This window comes from Methylosinus sp. Ce-a6, assembly GCF_009811655.1.
Taxonomy (GTDB): domain Bacteria; phylum Pseudomonadota; class Alphaproteobacteria; order Rhizobiales; family Beijerinckiaceae; genus Methylosinus.
On sequence record NZ_BGJX01000004.1, the window covers coordinates 17261 to 41100 of the forward strand.

26 protein-coding genes are annotated in these 23840 nt (G+C 66.1%); 12 read left to right on the plus strand and 14 right to left on the minus strand.

Annotated elements, in window-relative coordinates; all coding sequences use genetic code 11:
* Positions 1-120 precede the first annotated feature (120 nt).
* Positions 121-525 (plus strand): hypothetical protein, encoded by a 405-nt coding sequence (locus tag Mspo_RS03745; protein ID WP_159726986.1) that lies wholly within the window; start codon positions 121-123, stop codon positions 523-525.
* Positions 526-715: 190 nt separating this feature from the next.
* Here Mspo_RS03745 and Mspo_RS03750 read toward each other — a convergent pair whose 3' ends face one another.
* From Mspo_RS03750 to gatC, 5 genes are all read right to left on the minus strand, one after another.
* Positions 716-1066 (minus strand): histone, encoded by a 351-nt coding sequence (locus Mspo_RS03750; RefSeq protein WP_159726988.1) that lies wholly within the window; start codon positions 1064-1066, stop codon positions 716-718.
* 664 nt (positions 1067-1730) lie between these two features.
* Positions 1731-3203 (minus strand): Asp-tRNA(Asn)/Glu-tRNA(Gln) amidotransferase subunit GatB, encoded by a 1473-nt coding sequence (gene gatB / locus Mspo_RS03755; protein ID WP_159726990.1) that lies wholly within the window; start codon positions 3201-3203, stop codon positions 1731-1733.
* 146 nt (positions 3204-3349) lie between these two features.
* Positions 3350-3700, minus strand: a complete 351-nt coding sequence (locus Mspo_RS03760; protein WP_201281616.1) for a chorismate mutase — start codon at positions 3698-3700, stop codon at positions 3350-3352.
* The gene (gatA, locus tag Mspo_RS03765; RefSeq protein ID WP_159726992.1) at positions 3697-5196 is read right to left on the minus strand and encodes an Asp-tRNA(Asn)/Glu-tRNA(Gln) amidotransferase subunit GatA; all 1500 of its coding nucleotides are present in this window, start codon (positions 5194-5196) and stop codon (positions 3697-3699) included. Before gatA ends, Mspo_RS03760 begins: the two co-directional genes overlap by 4 nt.
* Before the next feature lie 165 nt (positions 5197-5361).
* Positions 5362-5649 (minus strand): Asp-tRNA(Asn)/Glu-tRNA(Gln) amidotransferase subunit GatC, encoded by a 288-nt coding sequence (gene gatC, locus Mspo_RS03770; RefSeq protein ID WP_159726994.1) that lies wholly within the window; start codon positions 5647-5649, stop codon positions 5362-5364.
* A gap of 172 nt (positions 5650-5821) precedes the next feature.
* Between gatC and ruvX the strand changes: the two genes are divergently transcribed.
* On the plus strand, positions 5822-6304 hold the full coding sequence (gene ruvX / locus Mspo_RS03775; protein WP_159726996.1) for a Holliday junction resolvase RuvX: 483 nt from the start codon (positions 5822-5824) through the stop codon (positions 6302-6304).
* 10 nt (positions 6305-6314) lie between these two features.
* Here the strand turns inward: ruvX and Mspo_RS03780 are convergent, their stop codons facing one another.
* Positions 6315-6788 (minus strand): hypothetical protein, encoded by a 474-nt coding sequence (locus Mspo_RS03780; RefSeq protein ID WP_159726998.1) that lies wholly within the window; start codon positions 6786-6788, stop codon positions 6315-6317.
* Positions 6789-7394: 606 nt separating this feature from the next.
* Between Mspo_RS03780 and Mspo_RS03785 the strand changes: the two genes are divergently transcribed.
* Positions 7395-7622, plus strand: coding sequence for a hypothetical protein (locus tag Mspo_RS03785; RefSeq protein ID WP_159727000.1), 228 nt, complete (start codon positions 7395-7397; stop codon positions 7620-7622).
* A 13-nt stretch (positions 7623-7635) separates the two neighbouring features.
* On the opposite strand, the gene dprA is transcribed toward Mspo_RS03785, so the two are convergent.
* Both dprA and plsY read right to left on the minus strand, forming a co-directional pair.
* Positions 7636-8898, minus strand: coding sequence for a DNA-processing protein DprA (gene dprA / locus Mspo_RS03790; RefSeq protein WP_159727002.1), 1263 nt, complete (start codon positions 8896-8898; stop codon positions 7636-7638).
* Positions 8895-9527: a glycerol-3-phosphate 1-O-acyltransferase PlsY gene (gene plsY / locus Mspo_RS03795; RefSeq protein WP_159727004.1), complete on the minus strand. Its 633-nt coding sequence runs from the start codon at positions 9525-9527 to the stop codon at positions 8895-8897. The genes dprA and plsY overlap by 4 nt, the downstream gene beginning before the upstream one ends.
* Before the next feature lie 393 nt (positions 9528-9920).
* Here plsY and Mspo_RS03800 point away from each other — a divergent pair, with 393 nt between their 5' ends.
* From Mspo_RS03800 to xth, 3 genes are all read left to right on the plus strand, one after another.
* Positions 9921-11093: a helix-turn-helix transcriptional regulator gene (locus tag Mspo_RS03800; RefSeq protein ID WP_159727006.1), complete on the plus strand. Its 1173-nt coding sequence runs from the start codon at positions 9921-9923 to the stop codon at positions 11091-11093.
* Positions 11094-11461: 368 nt separating this feature from the next.
* On the plus strand, positions 11462-12541 hold the full coding sequence (locus tag Mspo_RS03805) for a YcjF family protein (protein ID WP_159727008.1): 1080 nt from the start codon (positions 11462-11464) through the stop codon (positions 12539-12541).
* A gap of 45 nt (positions 12542-12586) precedes the next feature.
* The gene (xth, locus tag Mspo_RS03810; RefSeq protein ID WP_159727010.1) at positions 12587-13387 is read left to right on the plus strand and encodes an exodeoxyribonuclease III; all 801 of its coding nucleotides are present in this window, start codon (positions 12587-12589) and stop codon (positions 13385-13387) included.
* Positions 13388-13389: 2 nt separating this feature from the next.
* Here the strand turns inward: xth and Mspo_RS03815 are convergent, their stop codons facing one another.
* Positions 13390-13902 (minus strand): hypothetical protein, encoded by a 513-nt coding sequence (locus Mspo_RS03815; RefSeq protein WP_159727012.1) that lies wholly within the window; start codon positions 13900-13902, stop codon positions 13390-13392.
* Between the two features lie 370 nt (positions 13903-14272).
* Here Mspo_RS03815 and Mspo_RS03820 point away from each other — a divergent pair, with 370 nt between their 5' ends.
* The 3 genes from Mspo_RS03820 (at position 14273) to aat (ending at position 16642) form a co-directional block, all read left to right on the plus strand.
* Positions 14273-14920 (plus strand): hypothetical protein, encoded by a 648-nt coding sequence (locus tag Mspo_RS03820; protein ID WP_159727014.1) that lies wholly within the window; start codon positions 14273-14275, stop codon positions 14918-14920.
* 203 nt (positions 14921-15123) lie between these two features.
* Positions 15124-15723 carry a superoxide dismutase gene (locus tag Mspo_RS03825; RefSeq protein ID WP_159727016.1) on the plus strand — a complete coding sequence of 200 codons (600 nt, stop codon included), beginning with the start codon at positions 15124-15126 and terminating at the stop codon, positions 15721-15723.
* 229 nt (positions 15724-15952) lie between these two features.
* A complete protein-coding gene (gene aat, locus Mspo_RS03830; RefSeq protein WP_159727018.1) occupies positions 15953-16642 on the plus strand; it encodes a leucyl/phenylalanyl-tRNA--protein transferase in 690 nt (229 codons plus the stop codon).
* Here the strand turns inward: aat and Mspo_RS03835 are convergent.
* Together Mspo_RS03835 and Mspo_RS03840 are read right to left on the minus strand one after the other, a co-directional pair.
* On the minus strand, positions 16620-17294 hold the full coding sequence (locus tag Mspo_RS03835) for a DUF2155 domain-containing protein (RefSeq protein WP_159727020.1): 675 nt from the start codon (positions 17292-17294) through the stop codon (positions 16620-16622). The two genes, aat and Mspo_RS03835, sit on opposite strands and share 23 nt — an antisense overlap.
* A gap of 123 nt (positions 17295-17417) precedes the next feature.
* The gene (locus Mspo_RS03840; protein WP_159727022.1) at positions 17418-17825 is read right to left on the minus strand and encodes an NADH:ubiquinone oxidoreductase subunit NDUFA12; all 408 of its coding nucleotides are present in this window, start codon (positions 17823-17825) and stop codon (positions 17418-17420) included.
* A gap of 250 nt (positions 17826-18075) precedes the next feature.
* Here Mspo_RS03840 and pstS point away from each other — a divergent pair, with 250 nt between their 5' ends.
* Positions 18076-19122: a phosphate ABC transporter substrate-binding protein PstS gene (gene pstS, locus Mspo_RS03845; protein ID WP_159727024.1), complete on the plus strand. Its 1047-nt coding sequence runs from the start codon at positions 18076-18078 to the stop codon at positions 19120-19122.
* Positions 19123-19175: 53 nt separating this feature from the next.
* Complete coding sequence (locus Mspo_RS03850) at positions 19176-20393, plus strand: FAD-dependent oxidoreductase (protein ID WP_159727026.1); 1218 nt, start codon at positions 19176-19178, stop codon at positions 20391-20393.
* Here the strand turns inward: Mspo_RS03850 and Mspo_RS03855 are convergent.
* From Mspo_RS03855 to Mspo_RS03865, 3 genes are all read right to left on the minus strand, one after another.
* A complete protein-coding gene (locus Mspo_RS03855) occupies positions 20374-21330 on the minus strand; it encodes a YncE family protein (RefSeq protein ID WP_159727325.1) in 957 nt (318 codons plus the stop codon). The genes Mspo_RS03850 and Mspo_RS03855 overlap by 20 nt on opposite strands.
* Positions 21331-21526: 196 nt before the next feature.
* Complete coding sequence (locus Mspo_RS03860; protein ID WP_159727028.1) at positions 21527-22075, minus strand: SRPBCC family protein; 549 nt, start codon at positions 22073-22075, stop codon at positions 21527-21529.
* Positions 22076-22196: 121 nt separating this feature from the next.
* Positions 22197-22769 (minus strand): TetR/AcrR family transcriptional regulator, encoded by a 573-nt coding sequence (locus tag Mspo_RS03865; protein ID WP_159727030.1) that lies wholly within the window; start codon positions 22767-22769, stop codon positions 22197-22199.
* Between the two features lie 76 nt (positions 22770-22845).
* Between Mspo_RS03865 and Mspo_RS03870 the strand changes: the two genes are divergently transcribed.
* Positions 22846-23475: a glutathione S-transferase family protein gene (locus Mspo_RS03870; RefSeq protein ID WP_159727032.1), complete on the plus strand. Its 630-nt coding sequence runs from the start codon at positions 22846-22848 to the stop codon at positions 23473-23475.
* Positions 23476-23840: the final 365 nt, after the last annotated feature.

A 23840-nucleotide genomic window follows, 5' to 3' on the forward strand; every position in this document is an offset into this window, starting at 1 on the left:
CTAGCACGCCGCTCGCTCGCTTGGGAAGGTCGCGAAAACTCGGGGCGTTGACGTCCCGGCGCGTTCCGGTCTAGAGCGGTCGTCGGGCCGCGACGACGGCGCGACACAGCTAGGGAGCCGATGGCGGAACGAGTGATCGCGCAAGACTCCTGCGCTCCCTTTTTGCCGCGGAGCGCATGCGCGGCTGTCCTCGTTTCGCTCTGCGCCTTCGCGGCCGCCGCGGCGCCCGATCCTGCTCCATCCAGCGATCGTCCGCATGTCCAGCAGCGCCGCGCCCCGCGCGCGCCGCCGCCGCCGCGGCGTCCGCCCGAGCAACGCGCGCCGCAACCGCCCGCCGTCGAGGCTCCGCCCGCCGCTCCTCGGGAGCTGCCGCCGCTCGACACGTCGGTTCCGCCGCCGTCGCTGCCGCGCGCCTCGCGCGAGCGCATGCGCCAATGCGCCATGCAATGGATGAAGATCAAGCAGGAAGGTCGCGCGGTGGGATCGAGCTGGCGCGAATTCGCGAACCGATGTCTCACCCGCTGAAGGCCGGAAAACGAGTTCCGCTCTTCTAGTCTGCGGCTGTCGCGTCGAGGGCCGCGGGGAAAAGCGCGCCCTGCCTCGACGAGGAGCGCGGGCCGAGCCGGCCCGGGCAGAAGAATGCTAGCGAAACGCGTTCACGATGCGAGGTGGATCGGCTGCGCATGGCGAACGCGTTTCGACCGCCGGTCTCTCTTCAGACGGTCTCCGAGCTTTCCGGAGCCGGAGGCGTTTCCTTGGGCTTGCGCGGAGAACGACGCTTGGCGGGCGCCTTGCGCACGGCCTTCTTGGCGGCGGTCTTCTTCGTGGCGGTGCGCTTCTTCGTCGCGGCGCGCTTCTTCGTGGCCACCTTGCGCGTGGTCTTGCGGGCGACCTTCTTCGAAGCGGTCTTGCGCGTCGTCTTGCGCGTGGTCTTGCGGGCGACCTTGCGAGCGGTCTTCTTCGCGGCGGTCTTCTTGGTCGCCGCCTTCTTGGTCGCGGTCTTACGAGCACCCTTCTTCGCGGCCGCCTTTTTCGCAGGCTTACGCTTCGTCGTTGGTTTCGCCATCTTAAGTCCCCTTGATCCATATCGTCGGAATGTCGCTATGACCGACAATACGCCGCAATAGCGTAACGTGGTTAACCAGTCGTTCAAGTGGCGCTTTCACGAATTGCACGCGCGAACGTCGCCGCATGTCGCAAAACATGCGCGAAGGCGCGACGCTCGACATGTCGAAACGCGCATCGCGGCAATGAGACTCGCGGCAGGCGCGCCGCAGCTTCACGATGATCTCGGCGGCGACGCAACGAGGCGCAGAGCATCCGCGCGGATGTCGCGCCATTGCGACGACGCATTGCGCGCGCGCGATCGAGCGCGTCGCTCAATCTATTGTTTTTCTTCGAATACTAAGACATGCCGCGCAATTGCGCGGCGCAAGCTCGCGCAGCTTCTCGCGCGTGATGGATCGATGTTTCGAGATTGCGTTTCGCGCCGTCGCCGACGCTCGTCGACGCGCGCGCCGCAGGTTCGCGAGCGCGCGCGAAGGCGTCGGCGCAGCGCCGACGAACGCCCGTCGCGCGCGTCGAGCGTGAGCCGTGGCTCGCGTGAAAAAAAATTGTGCGCAGCGCGCGCGCCGAGCTTCGCGAAGGCCGCGTCGCGGCCTCTGCGCGGCGCCGATTCGCTCAAATCGGCGCCGCGCGAGTGATTCGCTTTTCGGCCGTACCGAAAGAGCTCAGACGCCGAGGCGGCTTTTCAGCAACTCGTTGACGGCTTGCGGATTGGCCTTGCCGCCGGTCGCCTTCATCACCTGGCCGACGAACCAGCCGAGCATCGTCGGCTTCGCCTTCGCTTGCGCGACCTTGTCCGGATTGGCGGCGATGATCTCGTCGATGGCCTTCTCGATCGCGCCGGTGTCGGTCACCTGCTTCAAGCCGCGCGTCTCGACGATCGCGCGCGGATCGCCGCCCTCTCGCCAAACGATCTCGAACACGTCCTTGCCGATCTTGCCCGAGATGACGCCTTCGGAGATGAGATCGACGATCGCGCCGATCGCCTGCGCCGACACGGGCGAACGCGTAATGTCGAGCCCCTCCTTGTTGAGGCGGCCGAACAGCTCGTTGATGACCCAATTGGCGACGAGCTTGGCGTCGCGGCCCTTCGCCGCCTCCTCGAAGAAATCGGCGCTCGCACGCTCGGCGACGAGCACGCCGGCGTCATAGGGCGGCAAGCCGTAATCGGCGACGAAGCGCGCGCGCTTGTCGTCCGGCAGCTCAGGGAGCTCCGCCTTCAGCGCGTCGACATAGGGCTGGTCGAATTCGAGCGGCAGCAGATCGGGGTCCGGGAAATAGCGGTAGTCATGCGCCTCCTCCTTGGAGCGCATGGAGCGCGTCTCGCCCTTGCCGGGATCGAAGAGGCGCGTCTCCTGCGCGATCGCGCCGCCGTCTTCGAGAATGCCGATCTGGCGGCGCGCCTCGACCTCGATCGCCTGGCCGATGAAGCGGATGGAGTTGACGTTCTTGATCTCGCAGCGCGTGCCGAAGGGCGCGCCGGGCTTGCGCACGGAGACGTTCACGTCGGCGCGCAGCGAGCCCTGCTCCATATTGCCGTCGCAGGAGCCGATGTAGCGCAGAATGGTGCGCAGCTTGGAGACATAGGCGCGCGCCTCCTCGGCCGAGCGAATGTCCGGCTTGGAGACGATCTCCATCAGCGCCACGCCCGAGCGATTGAGGTCCACATGGCTCTCTGTGGCCGAGAGGTCGTGAATGGACTTGCCGGCGTCCTGCTCGAGATGCAGCCGCTCTATGCCGACGGTGATGCGCTCCGTGGGCGTCACATCGACGATCACCTCGCCCTCGCCGACGATCGGATGCTTGTACTGGGAAATCTGATAGCCCTGCGGCAGATCGGGATAGAAATAATTCTTCCGATCGAACACGGACCGTAGATTGATCTTCGCCTGCAGGCCGAGGCCGGTGCGGATGGCTTGTTTGACGCATTCCTCATTGATGACCGGCAGCATTCCGGGCATGGCCGCGTCGACGAGCGAGACATGGTTGTTGGGCTCGCCGCCATATTCGGCGGAAGCGCCGGAGAAGAGCTTGGCCTTGCTCGTCACCTGGGCGTGAATCTCCATGCCGACGACGACTTCCCAGTCGCCGGTCGCGCCTTTGATGAGTTTGCTCGGCTGCGTCTCGCGCGTGTTCATGTCTCGTCTTCCTCGACCAGCGTCTTCGATTGGAAGGATTTTACATCAGAGGCCCGCGCCCGTCATCGCGAGGAGCGAAGCGACGAAGCAATCCTGGGGCCGCCCCGCGGCGCTGGATCGCTTCGCCTCCGGCTCGCGATGACGGCTCAGGAGCGGGAGGACCCGTCGTCCTCGCCTCGAGGCGCACGATCGCCCATCAGCCGCTCCTCATAGGCGATCGACCATTCGATCATGGCGCGCCACAGCGCTTGCGCCAATTCGCCGGAGAGTCCCTCGCGCTGCGAGGCCGCGGCGACGCGCGCCAGCACCTCGTCGACGCGTTCGGGCACGCGCGCCGGAATGCCGAGGCCGGGCTTCACCGCGGCGGCGCGCTCGATCTGGCGCTGACGGCGAGCGAGCAGAGCGACGAGCTCCTCGTCGAGCGCGTCGATCGTCGCCCGCACATCCGCCATCTCGTCGCGCGGGTCGAGCGCTTTGGCCTCTGCTCTGCGCGTCATTTCGCCTTCGTCCACCAGGGCTGCGGAAATTCGATTTTCGGCGCGGCGCTCTCGAGCGCGGCGGCGAGCGAGAACAAGGTCGCCTCGTCGAAGGGGCGGCCGATGAGCTGCAGGCCGAGCGGCAACCCGTCGGCGCCGAGCCCGCCCGGCACGGCTATGCCGGGAAGGCCCGCCATATTCACCGTCACGGTGAATATGTCGTTCAGATACATCTCGACCGGATCGGCCGCGCCCTTCTCGCCTTGCGCGAAAGCCGTCGAGGGCGTCGCCGGCGTCAGCACCGCGTCGACGCCGGCGGCGAAAGCCTCGTCGAAATCGCGCTTGATGAGGCTGCGGATCTTTTGCGCGCGCACATAATAGGCGTCGTAATAGCCGTGCGAGAGCACATAGGCGCCGATCATCACGCGGCGGCGCACCTCGGCGCCGAAGCCCTTGGCGCGCGTCTTCTCAAACATGTCGACAATGTCGCGGCCCTTCTCGCGCAGGCCGTAGCGCACGCCGTCATAGCGCGCGAGATTGGAGGAGGCCTCCGCCGGCGCGATGATGTAATAGGCTGGAAGCGCATAGCGCGTATGCGGCAGGGAAATCTCGACGATCTCGGCGCCGGCGTCGCGCAGCCAGGCTACGCCCTGATCCCACAGCGCATTGATCTCGGCGCCGCCGCCGATGCGATATTCCTTCGGAATGCCGATGCGGCGTCCCTTCACCGAGGCGCCGACCGCGGCCTCGTAATCTGGAACGGGCGCATCGACGCTGGTCGTGTCCTTGGGATCATGGCCGGCCATGGAGCGCAGCATGATCGCCGCGTCGCGCACGGTGCGCGTGATCGGCCCGGCCTGATCGAGCGAGGAAGCGAAGGCGACAATGCCCCAGCGCGAGCAGCGGCCATAGGTCGGCTTTATGCCGACCGTGCCGGTGAAAGCCGCCGGCTGGCGGATCGAGCCGCCCGTGTCGGTCGCCGTGGCGCCGAGCGCGAGGCGCGCGGCGACGGCGGCGGAAGAGCCGCCCGACGAGCCGCCGGGGACGATCCTCGCCTCGTCGAAACCCTCGCCTTTCTTGCGCCGCCAGGGCGAGACGACGGGGCCGAAGGCGCTCGTCTCATTCGACGAGCCCATGGCGAATTCGTCGAGATTGAGCTTGCCCAGCATCAGCGCGCCGTCGCGCCAGAGATTGGCGGAGACCGTCGATTCATAGGTGGGCGTGAAATCGTCGAGGATGCGGCTCCCCGCCGTCGTGCGCACGCCCTTGGTGCAATAGAGGTCCTTTATGCCGAGCGGCAGGCCCTCGAGCGGCCGCGCCTCGCCGCGGGCGATGCGCGCGTCGCTGTCGCGCGCGGCCGCGAGCGCGGGCTCCGGCGTCTCGGTGATGAAAGCGTTGAGAGCGCGCGCTTTCTCGATCGCCTCGACATGGGCGCGCGTGAGCTCGACCGCCGAGAGTTTCTTCGAAACGAGCGCGTCGCGCGCCTCGGCGAGGGACAAATGCGTAGGATCGGACATGAATGCGTTTCGCTCGTTCGAGCCTAGAGTCTTTTCATGCTTCATTGAAACAGAAAAGACTCTCGGCTTTTGTTTTTGACGCGCTTCCAACGCCGAACCGGCATCAATTCGGCTGGAAACGCTCGCGCCCCCGCGTCTATCGCGGGCGGTCGTCGCGGAAGGCGGCTATTCGACGACCTTGGGCACGACGAAATAATGGTCTTCCTTTTCCGGCGCATTGGCCAGAATGTCGGAAGCGACGCCGCCGTCGGTGACGACGTCGCTCCGCTTCTTCATTTGCATGGGCAGGACGGAGGTCAAAGGCTCGACGCCATCGACATCGACGCTCGAAAGCTCGGCGACGAAGTCGAGAATGGCGTTGAGCTCCGCGCCGAGGCGCTCGACTTCCTCGTCCTCGACGGCGATGCGCGCGAGATGGGCGATGCGGCGGACTGTCGCCTGATCGACGGACATTGTATGGAGCTCCGTTCCGACTTCGTCCCGCGCGCTATACCACTCGCGGCTTCGCCGGCGCAATGCGCGCGTCCGCCCGCGATGCAATGGCCGCGCCGATTCCCTGGGCCGCGCCGGAATCCCGGGCCGCGCCGGATTTCCCGCCGCCGCCGCGCCGTGCTAGGCGGAGACGATGACCGACGAACGAAAGACGCTCGAGGAGCTCGCCGCTCTCTTGCCGCGGAAGGGCCGGCTGATGGGGCTCGACATCGGCACGAAAACCATCGGCTTGGCGCTCTCCGATGTCGAGCGCCGCATCGCGACGCCGCTCGAGACGATACGCCGCGTGAAATTCACCAAGGACGCCGAACGTCTCGGAGCGCTCGTCGCGCAACACGAGATCGGCGCGCTGATCGTCGGGCTTCCGCTCAACATGGACGGATCCGAAGGCCCGCGGGCGCAAGCGACGCGGGCCTTCATGCGCAATTTCGGCGCGATGCGCCGTATCCCTTACGCATTCTGGGACGAGCGGCTTTCGACGGCCGCCGTCACCAGAGAGCTGTTGGCGCAGGATGTCTCGCGCGCCAAGCGGGCCGAGGTCGTGGATCGCATGGCCGCGGCCTATATTCTGCAAGGCGCCCTCGACAGGCTCGGGCGCCTCGCTTCGGGAGGCTAGGCCGGAAGGCTCACCACCACCAGCCGCGACGCCAGCCCCAGCCGCCGCCCCAACCGGGGCCGCCCCATCCGCCGAAGCCGATGTTCAGCGCGCCGCCCAGCAGGCCGGCGCCGGCGCCGACGATGCCCGGGCCGCCGTAGCCGTAGCCATAGCCGGGATAGGTCGCCGCGACGACCGGAACCGCGACCGCCGTCGCCACCGGGGCCGCCACATAGGCGGTGCGGCGCTCGACGATGTATCGGTTGCGCACATAGACGGTGCGATGCTCGATGCGGCGCGGCGGGCAGTAGTGAGCCGAACGGCCTCGGTAGATCGAACGGCCGTGGCGATAATGAACCTGATCGGTCGCCGCCGGCAGAGACACCGACGTGACATCGGCCATACCGACCGGTCCGGCCAGGGCGACGCCGCCGCCGATGGGCGCGGCGAAGCCGATCACGGCGCTCGCGGCGCCCAGTAGAGACAACTTCACAACATTGCTCATGACCCAAGCCTCCTCGTGGCTCTCGCCCCCCTTTCCCGTCGCCCCGAGGAGCGGCGGGAACCTTTCGTCACGGCGCGACGCGCGCGCCGGCTCAGCGTCGGCGGCAGTCCCCGGCGCGGACGATCGTGATGACGGTAGTCGCGGCGGCGCGAACGACTGCTGCGCCGAAAGGCTGCGCGAGGAGGAGCGCGGTCGGTAAGTCCAAGCGAACGCCCATATCAGTCCTCCAACTCATCTGTCGCTCAAGTCGCGCCTCGAGAAAAATTCCAATACGCCGCCGTTGCACGAGAACCGCGGCCCAGGTGAAGGGGAACTAAGGCGCGCTTACCGGCCGTCCAGACCGTCGAGGATCAAAAAAAACCCTCCGTTAACGCTCTCGCCTTCGCGGGCGCATCGAAAAATACCTACCAGCAGCTGTAATCAGCGCGCTTCGACGCGCGCCGCGACATTCGACCATCTCATGCGAAGATCGGAGCCGTATCGGCCATCGGCGACGCGATGACATTGGCGCGGCCGCGTTGACAAACCAAAGGCCAAGAGGCATTTTACGACTATAGGTTGAAAAATTTAATTGCCGGCGCCGCCTCGCGCCGACGCGAGGACCCGATGCAAAAGAGCCGAGACGCCCAACCCGCCGACAGCGACACGAGCGACGCGACGGCGGCCTCTCTCGCGAGCTATATAGCGGAAATGGCAGGGGAGCTGGCGACGATGGCGGATCGATCGGAGCTCACCATGCTCGCCTATTTCCTCAATCTGGCGCGCGTCGAAGCCGAGACGAAATCGCGCGAGATCACCGCTTCTCTCGCCGCCGGCGCGCGCGGCCGCGCCTGACCGGCTCCGTCATTCACGCCAGCGAGACGAGGTTTGCGCCGTGCCGCGTGAGGCGCCCGGCGAGATCGAGCTCCAGCAGCGCGGCGTTGACGTCGCGCGCGGGCAGGCCCGCGGCGCGCATCAGATCGTCGACGGCGATCGGAGCGGGTCCGAGCAGCGCCGTGATCCGCGCGACGGGATCGACCGCCTGCGTCCCCTCGCCCGCAGCCGCGGCCGCGACGAGAGGCGCGATCGCAGGCGCGGGCGACGCAGCCGCCGCAGGGCGATCATGAGCGAATTTCGTCGGCCGCTCCTGCAGGGAGAACAAATCGTTCAATTCCTCCCACAGCGGCTCTTCCGCATGCGCGTCCTCCGCGCGCGCGCCTTCCCCGAAGAGATCGCCCTGACGGCCGGCGCTCGCGGCGAGCGCGCGCGTGACGTCGTCCGCCCCGACGCAGAGCGTCGCGCCCTGACGCAACAGATCGTTGGTCCCTTCCGCGCGCGGATCGAGCGGCGAGCCAGGGACCGCGAAGACCTCTCGGCCCTGCTCCGCGGCAAAGCGCGCCGTGATGAGAGAACCGGAGCGGCGCGCCGCCTCGACGACGACGACGCCCTGCGAAAGGCCCGACACGATGCGGTTGCGGCGCGGAAAGTCGCGGCCGCGCGGCTCCCATTCGAGCGGCATTTCCGTCACCACCGCGCCGCCGCGAGCGACGATCTCCTCGATGAGCGGCTGGTGCTCGGCGGGATAGGGCCGGGCATGGCCGCCGGCGAGGACGGCGATCGTCCCCGTGCCGAGGCTCGCGCGATGGGCGGCGAGATCGACGCCGCGCGCGAGGCCGGAGACGATGACGTAATTTTCCCGCGCGAGGCCCTGAGCCAGCCGCTCGGCGAAAGTCATTCCGGCGGCGGAGGCGTTGCGCGAGCCGACGATCGCGACGCAGGGCCGCGACAATATCTCCGCGAAGCCGCGGATCGCGAGCAGCGGCGGCGCCGATTCGATCTCGCGCAAGAGCGGCGGATAATCGACGTCGCCGAGCGTGATGAAGCGCACGCCGAGCTCTTTGGCGCGCTCGAGCTCGGCGCGCGCCTCGCCCGGCTCGGCGATGCGGATCGTCCGCCCATGAGCGGAGCGCGCGAGGAGATCGGGAAGCGCCTCCAGCGCCGCCTGCGCGCCGCCGAAGCGATTGACGAGCTGACGAAAAGTGCGCGGCCCGACATTTTCCGAACGTATGAGCCGCAGCCAGTGAAAGAGCTGCTCCTCCGTCAATCTGCTCGCGGAGGATGGCTCGCTCACGACTTCTGTCCGATCCGGCTCTCGCCGCCAGCGAGCAGGCGGCGGATATTGTCGCGATGCTTCCACCACAACAGCGCCGCCATGGCGGCGAAGACGACAGCCTCGCGGCCATGGCCGTTCGCGGCGAGGACCACCGGCGTGGCGAGGCTCGCGGCGAGCGCCGAGAGCGAGGAATATCGAAACAGGGCGGCCATGGACAGCCAAACCGCCGCGAAGGCGAGGCCGGCGGGCCAGCTCGAGCCGAACAGCGCGCCGAGAAATGTCGCGACGCCCTTGCCGCCGCGAAAGCGCAGCCAGATGGGAGCGATATGGCCGACAAACGCCGCCGCGGCCGCGATCACGGCGCCGTCTGGCGAAATCTGCGCGCCGACGAGCGCGGCGGCGAGCCCTTTCAGGGCGTCGAGCAGCAAGGTCGCCGCCGCGAGGTCCTTGCGCCCGGTGCGCAAGACATTGGTCGCGCCGATATTGCCCGAACCGATCGAGCGAATGTCGGCGGTGCCCGCGAGCCGGGTCAGCAGCAGGCCGAAGGGAATCGAGCCGAGAAGATAGCCGATCGCCAGCGCGCCGAGCTCTGGAAATGAAAAGAAAGTCAAGGAGAGGAGACCCGAGCCGCAAGCGTTCGGCGCCATTCGCCGCACGCGCGGCCGAAATTAATCGAGCCCGCCGCGCCCCGCAAGAAGGCGCCTCGCGACAGCAGGGCTCCGAATCCAGGTCAACAACTTCCATACAGCCGCGTCATGCCCGCGCTTGTCGCGGCCATCCGCGCCGGGACATTGCGGCACGCGGGGAGAAGAGGCGGCATTGTTCCGCTCTTGTTCTCAGCTTTCCGGAGCGTCGTGGCGTGGATGGCCGCGACAAGCGCGGCCATGACGCTGGAAACATGTCTGCTCGCGACAGTGAGGAGCCTCGACAGCAAGGAGCCTCGACAGTAAGGAGCCTCGCCGACGGCGGCCTCCGACTGGCTCGGAAACTGCCTGACCTGGTTAACAGCGTGTTGCATTCCCTTTTTGGGACACCTGATTATGAAGCGCCGGACAGTCGACTTCGAAAGTCTCGTCGATGCAATCTACAGCGCCGCGACCGATCCCGACTTGTGGCCGCAGGTCATGGAGGATCTCGCCGCATCGGTGGACGCGGCCGGCGGCGTCATTCTCACCCGCCGCAGCGACGCATGGCTCGGCTGGCGCTATTCTTCCGCAATGGCCGGGGTCGACGACTACCTCAGATCGCCGGCCGTCGCGACGAGCGAGGCGACCGACCGGCTGCTCGCCGCAAATCGCGCCGGATTCGTCGACGCTTACGAGGTCTTCACGCAGGAGGAATGGCTCGCCGATTCGCTGATGACGCAATGGGGAACCGCCGCCGGCCTGCTGCACGCCGCGGCCGTGGCAATTCCGACGCCCAGCGACGATTTCTTGGTGGTGCAGATCAACCGCCGCATCGGCCAGCATCGCTTCGAGTCCGGCGACATCGCCCGTCTCGACGCTTTTCGCCCCCATCTCGCGCGGGCCGGCTTTCTTTCGGCGCGCTGGCGCCTCGAGCGGCTGCACGCCGCCGTGCAAGCGCTCTCGATGATCGGGCTGCCCGCCGCGATTTTCGACGCGCGCGGCAAAACTCTCGCGACAAACTCCCTCCTCGACAAGATGACGCGGCACATCATGTGGCTGGCCGGGGATCGCCTCGCGCTCGCCGACGCTTCCGCCGATAAAATGCTGCGGCGCGCCGTGGCGGACATCTTCGACCCCGCAGCGGCCACCGTGCGCTCTTTTCCCGCGAGAGCGCGCGACGGCGACACGGTCATCGTCCATGTCGTTCCGATTGCGGGCGAAGCGCGCGATCTCTTCGACGGCGGCTTCGGCCTTCTGGTCGTCACGCCGGTCAGGACCCGCCGCTCCCCCGACCGGGCCCTCATCCGCGGGCTCTTCGATCTCACCGCCGCCGAAGCGAATGTCGCGAGCGGAATCGTCGAAGGCCTGTCGCCGGAGCAGATCGCCGCGCGACACGGAACCTCGCAGGCGACCGTGCGCTGCCAACTCAAGAACATATTCGCCAAGACCGGCGTCGGCCGGCAGTCTCAGCTCGCCGCGCTGCTCGCGAGCCAGATCGAGCTCCCTTTGTCCGACGACGAAAAGCCGCGGCGCGACGAGGGGGCGCGTCGATCGCCGCCGGCGAAATTCAAAGGCAAATCATGCTAGACCAGTCTCCGATCCTTTTGGATCAAAGACTGGTCTAATTTTCCATGCGGAGCGAATTCTGGCCGCTCGAACGGAATCGTTCGAGCGGAAAGCGCTAACTTCACGCCCATGTTCGCGCCGCCCGCCTTTTCGAGCGGCTGCGACTCCCGCGTGGCCGCCGACACCCCGTCAACGGTGGAGCGCATGCGAGACGAGCGTCTCTCCGCCTGAGGCGACCCCTCCGGCGGGGCGAGACGCGCCGCCCCCATAATTTCTGTAGAGAGCTCGGATTTCTGTCGAGAGTTCGGCGCGCGCCGCAGTTTTCCCGAGCGGCGCCGTTCCTCATGCGCTAGAAAGCGGCGGGGCGAATTCGCGACGAAGCGACCAGGATGACGGAACCAGAACGCAGACCGCGCCCACGCGCCTTCCGCCTCGACGGCGAGCAGATCGTTCCTCCCAAGAGCGCGAGGCCCGAGGCGGCGGACGGAGCGGCCCAGACGAGCGTCTTCGAGGCGCAGACGGACGTCTTCGCGCTCGAGCTCGAGACGCCGCCGCGCGACTTCGTCGAGGAGGAGAAGGCGATCGAGGCCGCGCAGAAGCGCGGCGTTCTGCGCAACATGCTGGTCTCCTGGAGCGGTCTGTTCGTGTCGGCCGTCACGGGATTGCTGCTGCTGGCCGGCGGAATGTGGCTGACCAATCTCGTCGAGGATCTCTTCGCCCATTCGGCGCTGCTCGGAACCATCGGCCTCGTCCTCGCCGGCGCGGCGCTGGTCGCGCTGCTGGCGCTGCTCGCCAAGGAGATCGCGGCGATCGCGCGGCAGAATCGGATCGCCAAGCTGCATATCGCCCTCGCCGAAGCGCGCCTTCGCGACGACATCAAATCCGCGCGCGAGCATGTGAAGGCGCTCTGCAAGCTCTATGAGGACCGCCCCGAGACCGGCCGCGCCCGCGCCCTCGTGCTGGAATTCTCGCAGCAGATCATCGACGGGCGCGATCTCGTCGATCTCGCCGAGCGCCATATCGCCCATCCGCTCGACGCGCTGGCGCGCCGCGAGATCGCCGACGCGTCGAAGCGCGTGTCGATCGTCACCACGGTCAGCCCGCGCGCGCTGCTCGATCTGTTGTTCGTCGCCGCCCAGGCGATAAGGCTGACGCGCCGCATCGCGGAAATTTATGGCGGACGGCCAGGTCTGCTCGGCTTCTTCAAGCTCGCGCGCTCGGTCGGCGCGCATCTTGCGATCACCGGCGGCCTCGCCATCGGCGATTCGCTGTTGCAGCAGGTGGTCGGACACGGCATTGCGGCGAAACTCTCCGCGCGGCTCGGCGAAGGCGTGCTCAACGGCCTGCTGACGGCGCGCGTCGGCCTCTCGGCCATGGCGGTCTGCCGGCCCATGCCCTTCAGCGCCGAGAAGCCGCCCGGCGTCGCCGATGTGGCGCCTTTCTTGTTCGGCGACCGCGGCAATGGCTGACGCCGCCGGATCGCGACGATCCCCTCTCGAGAAGACGACAAGCGGATGAAGATCACCACCTGGAACATCAATTCCGTGCGCCTGCGCATGCCGATCGTCGCGCAATTGTTGAAAGAGCACGCGCCGGATGTGCTCTGCCTGCAGGAGACGAAGTGCCGCAACGCCGAATTCCCCACTTCGGACTTTCGCGCGCTCGGCTACGAGCATTTCGCGATAAACGGCCAGAAGGGCTATCACGGCGTCGCGATCGTCTCGAAACATCCGCTCGAGCTGCTCGAGACGCGCGACTTCTGCGAGAAGGGCGACGCGCGCCATGTCTCGGTCGGCCTGCCCAATGGCGGGACGCCGCTCACCATCCATAATTTCTACGTGCCCGCCGGCGGCGACGAGCCCGACCGCGAGATCAATCCGAAATTCGCCCATAAGCTCGATTTTCTAGACGAGATGTCCGAATGGGTCGCGCGCGAGCGCGTGACCGACGGACGCGTGCTGCTCGTCGGCGATCTCAACATCGCGCCGCTGGAGCAGGATGTCTGGAGCCATAAGGCGCTTCTCCAAGTGGTGAGCCACACGGCCGTAGAGGTGGAGAAGCTCGGCCGCGTGATCGAGGCCGGGCGCTGGATCGACACGATGCGCCGCTTCGTGCCGAAGGAGGAGAAGCTCTACACCTGGTGGAGCTATCGCGCCTCCGACTGGGAAAAATCGGATCGCGGCCGCAGGCTCGATCACATATGGGCGAGCGAGGCGCTCTCCGACAAGCTCGCGCAAATGACCGTGCTGCGCGAGGCGCGCAATTGGACGCGCCCGTCCGATCATGTGCCGGTGACGCTCTCTCTTTCGGTCTGACGTCAGGCGGTGCCGACCGCGGCGCGCAGCTCGGAGAGCGAGCCGAAGCGCCGCACCTGCCCGTCGCCGCGAAATTCGACCGAGCCGTCCGAAAACATCACATAGAGCGCGCCTCCGCTCTCATAACGATCGACCTCGACGACCGGCTCAGGCTCCTCGACGAAGCGCGGCTTTGGCGCAAAAGCTTCAATTCCCGGGGGAGCCGGAATCGTCGGCGGCGCGACGGGAGCCGGCGGCGGGCTCTGCACAGGCGCTTCCGCGGCCGGCGCCGGCGCCGCGACGCGCGGAGCGAACGTCATGAGCGCATGGTCGAGACGCGACAGGGCCGCGGCGATGGCCAGCGTCACCACGCCGCCGGAGGCCGCCACCGCGCCGGCGATGAACAGGCTCCAGCCGCGTTCGATTTGGATCTTGTCCCAGCCCTCGAACATAGCAGCCGGCCCCCAGAGCACGAGCGCTCCGCCGAGCCCGAAAATTCCCCAACGCGTCAGACGAAAATACCAAACGCCCCGCATGTTCCGCCTCTTCTCGCGATCGAGATCGCGCGACGCCGCCGCCTCGCCCGCCGTCTGTTAGCACGCTCGCGCACGCGCCGCTGCGACGGTTTTCCACGAGCATTCGCCACGAAAATTCAGGCGCGAGTGTGGAGGCCGGACGACAGCCGCCGCAATGGCGCCCCGAGACGAAATTCAATCCCATGAGTCACGATATATCCGCGGCGTAACATCACATAGAATTTCTCGAATGCAATGCAGACATCGAAGATATCAATGTCTCTATAACGAAGTTCGGAGACGATCCGCCTAATTCAGGGGAGTCGAAACCATGGATACGCGCTCTAAGAGGCGTAATCTATTTATGCTTACCCTTCTATTCGCTTTGGCGATGGGAAGTTATGCTTACGCGCCACGATCTGCTTTCGCGCATGGCGGCGTCAAGCTGGAGCAGGACGAATGCGTGGTGAAAGTGGGGCCCGTCAAGGTGCACTTCATCGGCTATCAGCGCAAAGGCGAGCCGGAGGAATTCTGCGACGACATCCCGCGGACCGGCCCGACGGTGATCGCTCTCAGCGCGCTCGAATCGGCCCGCCTCCCCGATTCCTACATGGTTCAGAATCAGGCCCCGACCGCAGAGCCCGCGGCGCCGACCGTCGACCTGCGCGACCTCGCCATAGGCGTGCGCATCGTCAAAAACCTCGGCGAGGAGAAGGAAAAGGCCGATCTCGGCGCGGCGACCGAGTTCTATGCGCCTCCCAAGATCCACCGCAACGCCACGATGACCTTCGAGCACGACTTCAAGGAGGCGGGGAATTATGTCGCGATCATCACCGTGGCCGATCGCGACGGCAGGGAATGGAGTTCCAGCTTTCCCTTCAAAGTGGGCGTTTTCAGCCTGTGGAACACGATCGAATATATCCTTTATGCGATCGGCTTCCTCGCGCTGAGCGCCGGCCTCTGGCTCGTGGCGTGGAAGCGCAGGAAAGGACCGGCCGACCCCGCCGCCGATGCGGCGGCGCTCCACCAGGCCGAGTGAAATAGCCGCCCAGCGCAAGTCCTGCCCGGCCCGCCCGACCCTGTCGGGCGGGCTTTTTCGCGCCGCGCGCGGGCTTGTCGTCCGAGCTTTGCATGAAACTTGTTAGACTGCGGCCGTGCGAAGTTGCTTGGAGCCCTGCCGGGTTCTAGGTAGAGGCGAGCGGAGAATGCTGCGCTCGCGAACCCCAGTCAGGAGCAAGGATTATGAGCTTCACCCTTCCCGACCTTCCTTACGCCTATGATGCGCTACAGCCTTATTTGTCGAAGGAATCCTTCGAGTATCATCATGACAAGCATCATGCGACCTATGTCACCAACGCCAATAATCTGATCAAAGGCACCGAGTTCGAAGGCAAGTCGACCGAGGAGATCATCGTCGCCTCCTTCGGCAAGAATGTGCCCGTCTTCAACAATGTCGCCCAGCACTACAACCATTCCGAATATTGGAAGTGGCTGAAGCCCAATGGCGGCGGCGCCATCCCCGGCAAGGTGGAGAAGGCGATCGTCGACTCCTTCGGCTCGGTCGACAAGTTCAAGGAGGAGTTCCAGACCCAAGGTCTCGGCCAGTTCGGCTCGGGCTGGGTGTGGCTCGAGGCGAAGGACGGCAAGCTCGCCGTGCGCAAGACGCCGAACGCCGAGAATCCGCTCGTCCATGGCGCGACGCCCCTGCTCGTCGCGGACGTCTGGGAGCACGCCTATTACATCGACTACCGCAATCGCCGCGCCGACTTTCTCAAGGCCTTCCTCGACCATCTCGTGAACTGGGAATATGTCGAGTCCTTGTACGAGGCGGCGACGAAGTAAGCCCCGACAGGACGGATGGTTTTCCTACGGCGGCGGCGCGAAGCGTCGCCGCCGTCAAATTTTTCGAAGATCTCGCCCGCGCCGTCGCCCGCCTTCGCCGACGACCGCGCGGCCGGAGTCTTTTCTTTCCACACGTTTCCAACGCCGAACCGGCGGCCACTTCGGCTGGAAACGCACTAGGCGCCCGAACGCTCTCGATTCCGTCGCCCGTTGCGCTACAATCTGCGGGATGTCGCGCCCCTCTTCCGCAAATTACGCCATCACGCCGCAGATTCTGCTGCGCGCCTATTCGATCGGCCTTTTTCCCATGGCCGAGAGCGCCGAAGAGGAGCAGCTCTTCTGGGTCGACCCTCAGGAACGCGCGATTTTTCCGCTCGACGCCTTCAAGATCTCGCGCTCACTCGCCAAGACGATCCGCTCCGATCGCTTCGAGGTGAGGACCGACACGGATTTCGACGCCGTCATCGCGGCCTGCGCGGCCTCCGCGCCCAAGCGCGAGAACACCTGGATCAACGCCGAGATCAAGCGTCTCTATCGACAGCTGTTCGACATGGGCTTCGCTCATACCGTCGAATGCTGGCGGGAGGGCAGGCTCGTCGGCGGCCTCTATGGCGTCTCCATGCGCGCGGCCTTTTTCGGCGAGAGCATGTTTCATCTCGAGACGGACGCGTCCAAGGTGGCGCTGGCGCATCTCGTCGCCCGGCTCGTCAAAGGCGGTTTTCGCCTGCTCGACACGCAATTCATGACGACGCATCTCGCTTCGCTCGGCGCCGTCGAGATCAGCCGCGACTCCTATCACGCTTTGCTGGAGACGGCGCTCGCCGAGCCTGCGCGCTGGGCGGACGAACCCATCGCCGGGCGGGACGTCGTCGCCGTCCTGCGTCCCGAGCCCGCGCTCAGAACGGAAACGGCGACGTAGCGGGCGCGGCGGCCGGCTGCGAGGCTTGCTTCTTTTTCTTCTTCTTGGGTTTTTCGGCGGGCGGCGCGGGCGCGCCGTCGTCCGGCGCTTTCACGCCCTCCGGCAGGACCGAATCGCGCGGGCCGATCGGCGCCGCCTCGACCGGAACCGGAGCGACGGGCTCCACCTTGCGGGAGCGCGAGCGCTTTTTCTCGGGTTGCGCGGCGGCGGGAACGTTGGCGGAAGCCGCCCCAGGATCGGCCGCCGGGGCCTGGACGATCTCCTTGCCGCCGCGGCAATCGACGAGCCACACGTCATAGACCGGATGCTCGACGCCATGCAGCCCGGGGCTCGCGGCGAACATCCAGCCGGAGAAAATCCGCTTGGCCTCGATCTTCGTGACGTCCTGCTCGTCGACCTCGACGAAGCCCGTCGTCTGCGGAGCCTCCGTCTGCGGCCGCGTGTTGCAGACGCGCGGCGTCACCTGCAGCGAGCCGAATTGCACGGTCTCGTCGACGGCGACGTCGAAATTGATGATTCGGCCGGTCGTCTTGTCGAGGCCGGCGAAAACGGCGGTGGGATTGCGGATGGGATCGGCCGACGCCCAGCCGCCGCCTGCGACGACCGCAGTCGCGGCAAGGGCGAAACCGAGGCGAAAGGAGCGGGAGATCATGTATCGGGTCTCGTTTAACGATCTCTGGCTCGGGCCAGCCGCCCGCGCCTCATGCCGCCATGAACGAAAAGAGCGTGGCTAATCCGTGGTCGCGGCGGGCGACGCCGCGCGCCGCCGCCGATCTCACGCCTGCGGGGTCCAGGCCTCATAGTCGCCGCCGGCCGGGTCACGGCGGCCCTCCGCGAGGATCGAGCCCGGCGGATGATAGGCGGCGGAGGTGCCGGTCAGATTGGGGCGATAGGGCAGCTCCCACTCCTTCGACTCGTATGTCTCCTGCGTGGGCGGCGTGTCGACGGTGTGGTGCAGCCAGCCGTACCAGCCGGGCGGCGTCGCCGAGCCTTCGGCGTAGCCCTTGTAGATGACCCAGCGGCGCTCGAAGCCCAGCGCCTTGTCCTTCTTGCCGCCGCGGCGGCGGTAATAGACGTTGCCGAACTCATCCGTCCCGACGCGCTCGCCATAGAGCAGCGTCCACAGGCTCGTGCTGAGCGTCGCCCGATTCCACCAGGTGAAGAAACGAATGATGTAGGACATGTCGGAGCGTCCGAGAGAGTTTGCGTGGCTCCTTATTGCGTCAAGACGGCGCGATGTCCAGTCGCAGGCGCCGCGTCGTTGGGCCTCATCCGCGAGCTTTGCTTTTGGCGGCCAGTCGTGGAAAAGGAGGAGTGTGACAGAAAGACGACAATCGCCGCGCCCGCGATGGCGCGCCGCAGCAAGTTGAAAATTATTTGATTTCAGCTCGAGCGGACGAGAAGCGACGCGTCGAATCCCAAGAGACCACAACATGATTTCGAAGTGTTCGAGATGTATTGTTGCCGCCGTGCTGGCGGCGATCCTTTCCGCCCAGGGCGCGCGCGCCCTCGATATCTCCGGAGCCGGAGCGACCTTTCCCCTCCCCGTCTACGCCAAATGGGCGCAGAGCTATTCCGAGGAGACCGGCAATCGGGTCAATTATCAGTCGATCGGCTCGGGCGGCGGCATCCGCCAGATCAAGGCGCGAACCGTCACTTTCGGCGCCTCGGACCAGCCGCTGACGGCCAAGGAGCTCGAAGCCGCCGGCCTCATCCAATGGCCGCAGGTCGTCGGCGGCGTCACGCCCGTCGTCAATGTCGAGGGGATCAAATCCGGCGAGCTCGTTCTCGACGGGCAGACGCTCGCCCGCATTTTTCTCGGCGAGATCAAGAGCTGGGACGATCCCGCGATTCGCGCGCTGAACCCGAAGACGCAATTGCCGGCGACGCCGATCGTCGTCGTGCATCGCTCCGACGGCTCCGGCACCACCTTCTGCTTCACCGATTATTTGTCCCGCGTCTCGGCGGAATGGAAGGAGAAGGTCGGCGAGAACGTCACCGTGGAATGGCCGCTCGGCCTCGGGGCCAGGGGCAATGAAGGGGTGGCCATCAATGTCGCCGCCGCCAAGGGCGCGATCGGCTATGTGGAATACGCCTACGCCAAGCAGGGCAAGCTCGCCGCGGTCAACTTGGTGAACCGCGACGGCAAGATCGTCGCGCCGGGCAGGGAGAGCTTCGAGGCCGCCGCCGCCAACGCCGATTGGGAGAGCGCGCCGGGCTTCTTCCGACTGCTCACCGAACAAGCCGGCGCGCGCTCATGGCCGATCGCGGCGGCGACTTTCATCTTGCTGCCGAAACAGCCGAAGGATGCGGCGGCGGCGCTCGAAGCGCTGAAATTCTTCGACTGGGCCTTCTCCAAGGGCGCGGCGGCGGCCGAGGAGCTCGACTTCGAGCCCATGCCGGCCTCCGTCGTGACGCTCATCCGCAAGAGCTGGGCGGCCAATGTGAAGGATGCGAATGGAAAACCGCTGCTGAATTGACCATTAAAGAAGCGAGCGGGCCGCGCGCGGCCTTTTCATCGAGGGAGAGGCCGATGCCGCAGACGATCGCCGCGAGATGTTGCGTCGTCGGCGGCGGACCGGCGGGACTGATGGCGGGCTTCCTGCTCGCCCGCGCCGGCGTGGACGTCGTCGTCATAGAGAAGCACGCGGATTTCCTGCGCGATTTCCGCGGCGACACGATTCACCCTTCGACGCTGCAACTCATGTTCGAGCTCGGCCTGCTCCACGATTTTTTGAAGCTGCCGCATCGCAAGGCCTTTCAGATTTCCGCTCAGCTGGGAAATCGCAAATTCGTCGTCGCCGATTTCCGCCGCCTGCCGACCTTGTGCAAATTCGTCGCCTTCATGCCGCAATGGGATTTTTTGGACTTCATCGCGGGCGAGGCGAAGAAGCTGCCGAATTTCCGGCTCTTCATGAAGACGGCGGCGAGCGGTCTCCTCGAGGACCAGGGCCGCGTCGTCGGCGTGCGCGCCGCGGGGCCGGAGGGAGAGATGGAGATAAGCGCCGATCTCGTCCTCGCCGCGGACGGTCGGACGTCGCGCATGCGCGAAGCGGCCGGCCTCGAGGTGGAGGATTTCGGCGCGCCCATGGATGTGCTCTGGCTCGAGCTGCGGCGCGAAGCGAGCGATCCGGAAGAGACTTTCGGCAGCATCGCGCCGGGTCGCATGGTCGCGATGATCGAGCGCGGCGCCTATTGGCAGATCGGCTTTGTGATCCCCAAAGGCGGCGCGCAGGCGATACGGAGCGGGCCGATCGGCGCGTTTCGCGACACGATCGTCGACTGCCTTCCTTTCCTCGCCGACCGCGTCGAGGATTTGCGCGATTGGGAGGACGTCAGCCTGCTCACCGTGCAGGTCGATCGGCTGAAGGTCTGGAGCCGGCCCGGCCTGCTCTGCATCGGCGACGCGGCCCATGCGATGTCGCCGGTCGGCGGCGTCGGAATCAATCTCGCGATTCAGGATGCGGTGGCGACCGCCAATCTCATCGCCGAAAAGCTGCGGACAGGGTCGCTGCGCGACGAAGATCTCGCCGCCGTCCAGAGGCGCCGCGAATTGCCGGCGCGTCTCACGCAACGGCTACAGCTCTTCATCCAGAACCGGGTGATTCGCAGCGTGCTGGCGGCGGATGCTCCCTTCGAGCCGCCGCTGGCGCTGCGTCTCCTCGACATATTTCCCGTTCTACGGCAGATTCCGGCGCGGCTGATCGGCCTCGGCGTGCGGCCGGAGCATGTCAATTCATCGCGCGGATGAAGGCGCCGAAGGCGCGGGGCCCGTCGCCGGTCTTGGCCTTGGCGATCACCTTCAGACTGTCGGCGGCGATCGACCAGAATTCATTGGTGAACCAATTGGCGACGTAGATCGTCTTGCCGTCGCGGCTCGCGCCGATTCCTTCCGGATATTCGCCGACCTTCACCTGGGCGAGGGGCGCGAAGGTCTCGAGATCGAAAACGCTCACCGCCTCGGCGTATTGATCCGTCACGAAGCCCCTGCCCTGCGCCAGCGCCACGCAATAGGGCCTTTTCCCGACCTTCACCGTGGCGACGACGCGCCGCGCCGCGAGATCGACGACGCTGACATCGTCCGACTCGACATTGGCCGTATAGGCGCGCTCGCCTTTCGCATCGATGGTGACGCCGAAAGGATGCCGGCCCACATCCAATTCGCCGCGCTTCTCGAAGGAGGCCGCATCGACGAAGGCGATTTTATCGGCGTCGCGAATCGCGACCAGGATCGTCTTGCCGTCCGGCGTCACCGCGACCCCCGATGGCGTGGGGCCGACTTTCGCCGTCGCGACGACGCCCAATTCGGGATCGACCGCGAAAAGGCGCTGCTCGTACATGTCGGCGACATAGACGCGCCTGCCGTCCGGCGCGACGGCGAGGCCGAGCGGGCCGCCCTCCAGCGGAATTCTGCGCAGCACGCGGCGCTCGCGCGTGTCGACGACGGAGAGATATTTGCCTTCGGGGCTCGTCACATAGGCTCTCGCGCCGTCAGTGGAGACGGCGACGCCCGCCGGCTTGCCGCCGATCGGCAGCGTCGCCATCGGCTGCATCGTCGAAAGATCGACGATCGTCAGATCACCGCTCCCCTGATTGGTGACGAAAGCCTCGTCCGCCCCCGCCGGCGAGGCGAGCGCGAGCCCGAGAAGGGCGGCGCGCGCCGCCCTTCCCCAGGAGATGGAGATCACCGGGATCAGGGCGATCGAGTGAAGGGCAATCACCCTCGCCCTCATGCTGAGGAGGCTCCGCAGGAGCCGTCTCGAAGCACGAGGGCGAGCTCCAGAAGGCGGCGCAAACGGTTTCCTCGTCCTTCGAGACGCCCGCTGCGCGGGCTCCTCAGGATGAGGAAACCTTCCCCCGATCGCCCTATCACCGAGATGGAGATCACTTGCCCTCGACCTTGGCCTTCAGCGAGGCGAGGCCGGCCTTGTAGAGATCGGTGATCGCCTTCAGCGCCGCCTCGTCGGAGAGCTCCGGCGGCGGGTCGTTGTTCGGAAAGCCGCGATAGAAGGCGCCGCGCCATTCGACGACGCTCTTGTCGCCCTGCGGCTTCACCGTCAGCGTCGAGGAGTAATTGTTCACCGGCAGGATCTTCACATCGACCTTCTCGATGCGATAGGCGAGCGAGAAGTCCTTGGCGTCATATTTGGTGAGCAGCTCGTCGATCTCGCCGCCGTTCTTGAGCGTGAGATGGCGAGTCGCCTTGTCGGGCGTGTTGTCGCCCGTCCCTTCCGTCTTCTCGACGGGCGGAAGCCAGCTCAGATCCTGGAAATTGCCGACGATCGCCCAGACCTTCTCGGCCGGGGCGGCGATCTCGATCGTCTCCGTCACCTTCTGGCGGGAGGGGCCGTGGGCGAAGGAGATGGAGGGCGCGAGAGCCGCGATCGAGAGAGCGGCCAGAACAATTCCCCGGCGCGCGATAACGAATGACATGAGCTTTTCCCCTGCGAGGCGCTTCGGGCGCCGAAGGCGCCGTTGGAGCAGATAACGACGCCGCGAGGGCGCGCGTCAAGGGAGCGCATGGTCGACGTGCGGATGCGGCGATCGGGGCCAGTCACCGGGAACGGAGCAGGGTCGCCGCGGCGCGCCGCGCCGCGAGGAAGGGATCGACGACGCCGCCGATATAGGCTTCGGTCACAGCTCCGTCGAGCAGGAGAACGATCTGATCGGCGACCTCGCAGCGATCGCCCCGCTCCGCGTCGAGCGCGCCCAGGACCAGCTCACGCAACTTTCGCTTGTAGCCCGCCACGAGAGAGTGAATCGGTCCGGCGGGCTCGGCCTCCTGCAGGCTCGCATGGATGAAAGGGCAGCCGCGTCGACCAGGAATGGCCGCCGAGGCCGCGAAGAAATCGAAGATCGCCTCGATTCGCGCCGCCTCCGTCGGCGGCCGTCCGAGACGCTCGAGAGCCTGCAAGACCGTTTCGGCCATCTGCTCATAGACGGCGATGGTGAGCGCCTCTTTCGAGGGAAAATTATTGTAGAGCGTCATTCGGGCGACGCCGGCCGCCTCGGTCACTTCATTGATCCCGACATTGGCCGTCCCACGCCTCAGGAACAGCCGCCCGGCCGTTTCCAGCAGGCGCTGACGGCCGACGGACGCTCGCGGCGATCCATTCGTTCTCTTCATGGTTCGTCAGTTTGACACAGGGTGGAGGTTTTGGATATAGACCGATCGGTCTACCTAACTACTCGAGAGCCTTCCTATGCCCGAAATCAAGCTCTGGTTCTCCCCAGGAGCCTGCTCCTTGGCTCCTCATATTCTGTTGCATGAGATCGACGTCGCCTTCGAGGCCATAGCGACGCCGATCGCGCAGGGCGCCAATCTCACCGAGGACTTCACGCGCCTCAATCCCAAGCAGCGCGTGCCGGTCCTGTCTCTCGACGGCGAGATCGTCACCGAGCTTCCGGCGATCGCGGCGGCGATTTCTCACCTCGCGCCCGAGCGCGGCCTCATGGGGCGCAGCGCGGCCGAGGCCGTGAGGGTTCTGGAGTGGATGAACTGGCTCTCTGGAACGCTCCACGGCCAGGGATTTGGATGCTTGTGGCGTCCCGCGCGCTTCTCGGACGATCCGCGTGACTTCGCGAATATTCAGGCGAAAGGCGCGCGCACGATCCGCGACTGCTTCGCAATGATCGACCGCGACCTCTCGGCCGGACGGCCGCCCTGCGTCTTCACCGCCGTCGACCCTTTTCTCCTCGTCTTCTATCTCTGGGGAAATCGGATCGACCTCGACATGAGGACGGCCTATCCTGCCTATGCCGCCTTCGCCGAGGCTCTCGCCGATCGCGAATCGGTCGTCTCGGCCCTCGCCGCCGAGGGCGTCGCCTTCTGAAGGCTGCGCCGCGGCTGCGGCTTGCGCGCGAAGCCTCTTGCCAAGAGCCGCGGCATCGTCGAGGCTTTTGGCCAAGGTCGAGTCGTCCGCGGCCATTATCCCCGACATTTTGCAACATATTGTTTGATTATTAATTCCCTCACACTACATCTTGACGCCGCTAGCGGAGTGACGCACTGTTGCGAGGTCACCTAATGACGCAGCGGCGGACGATCGAAACAGCCGATTTTCGCGCGCCGGGGCCCAGCGGCGCGGGGCGTTTCGCTCGACTTCGCCTCGCTGCGCCCTTCGCCTGGTCGGTATCTGCGTTTCCTTCCGAGGTAGAGTCCCTCCCCCCATGACCTTCGCGCGGCCGAGGCTTCGGC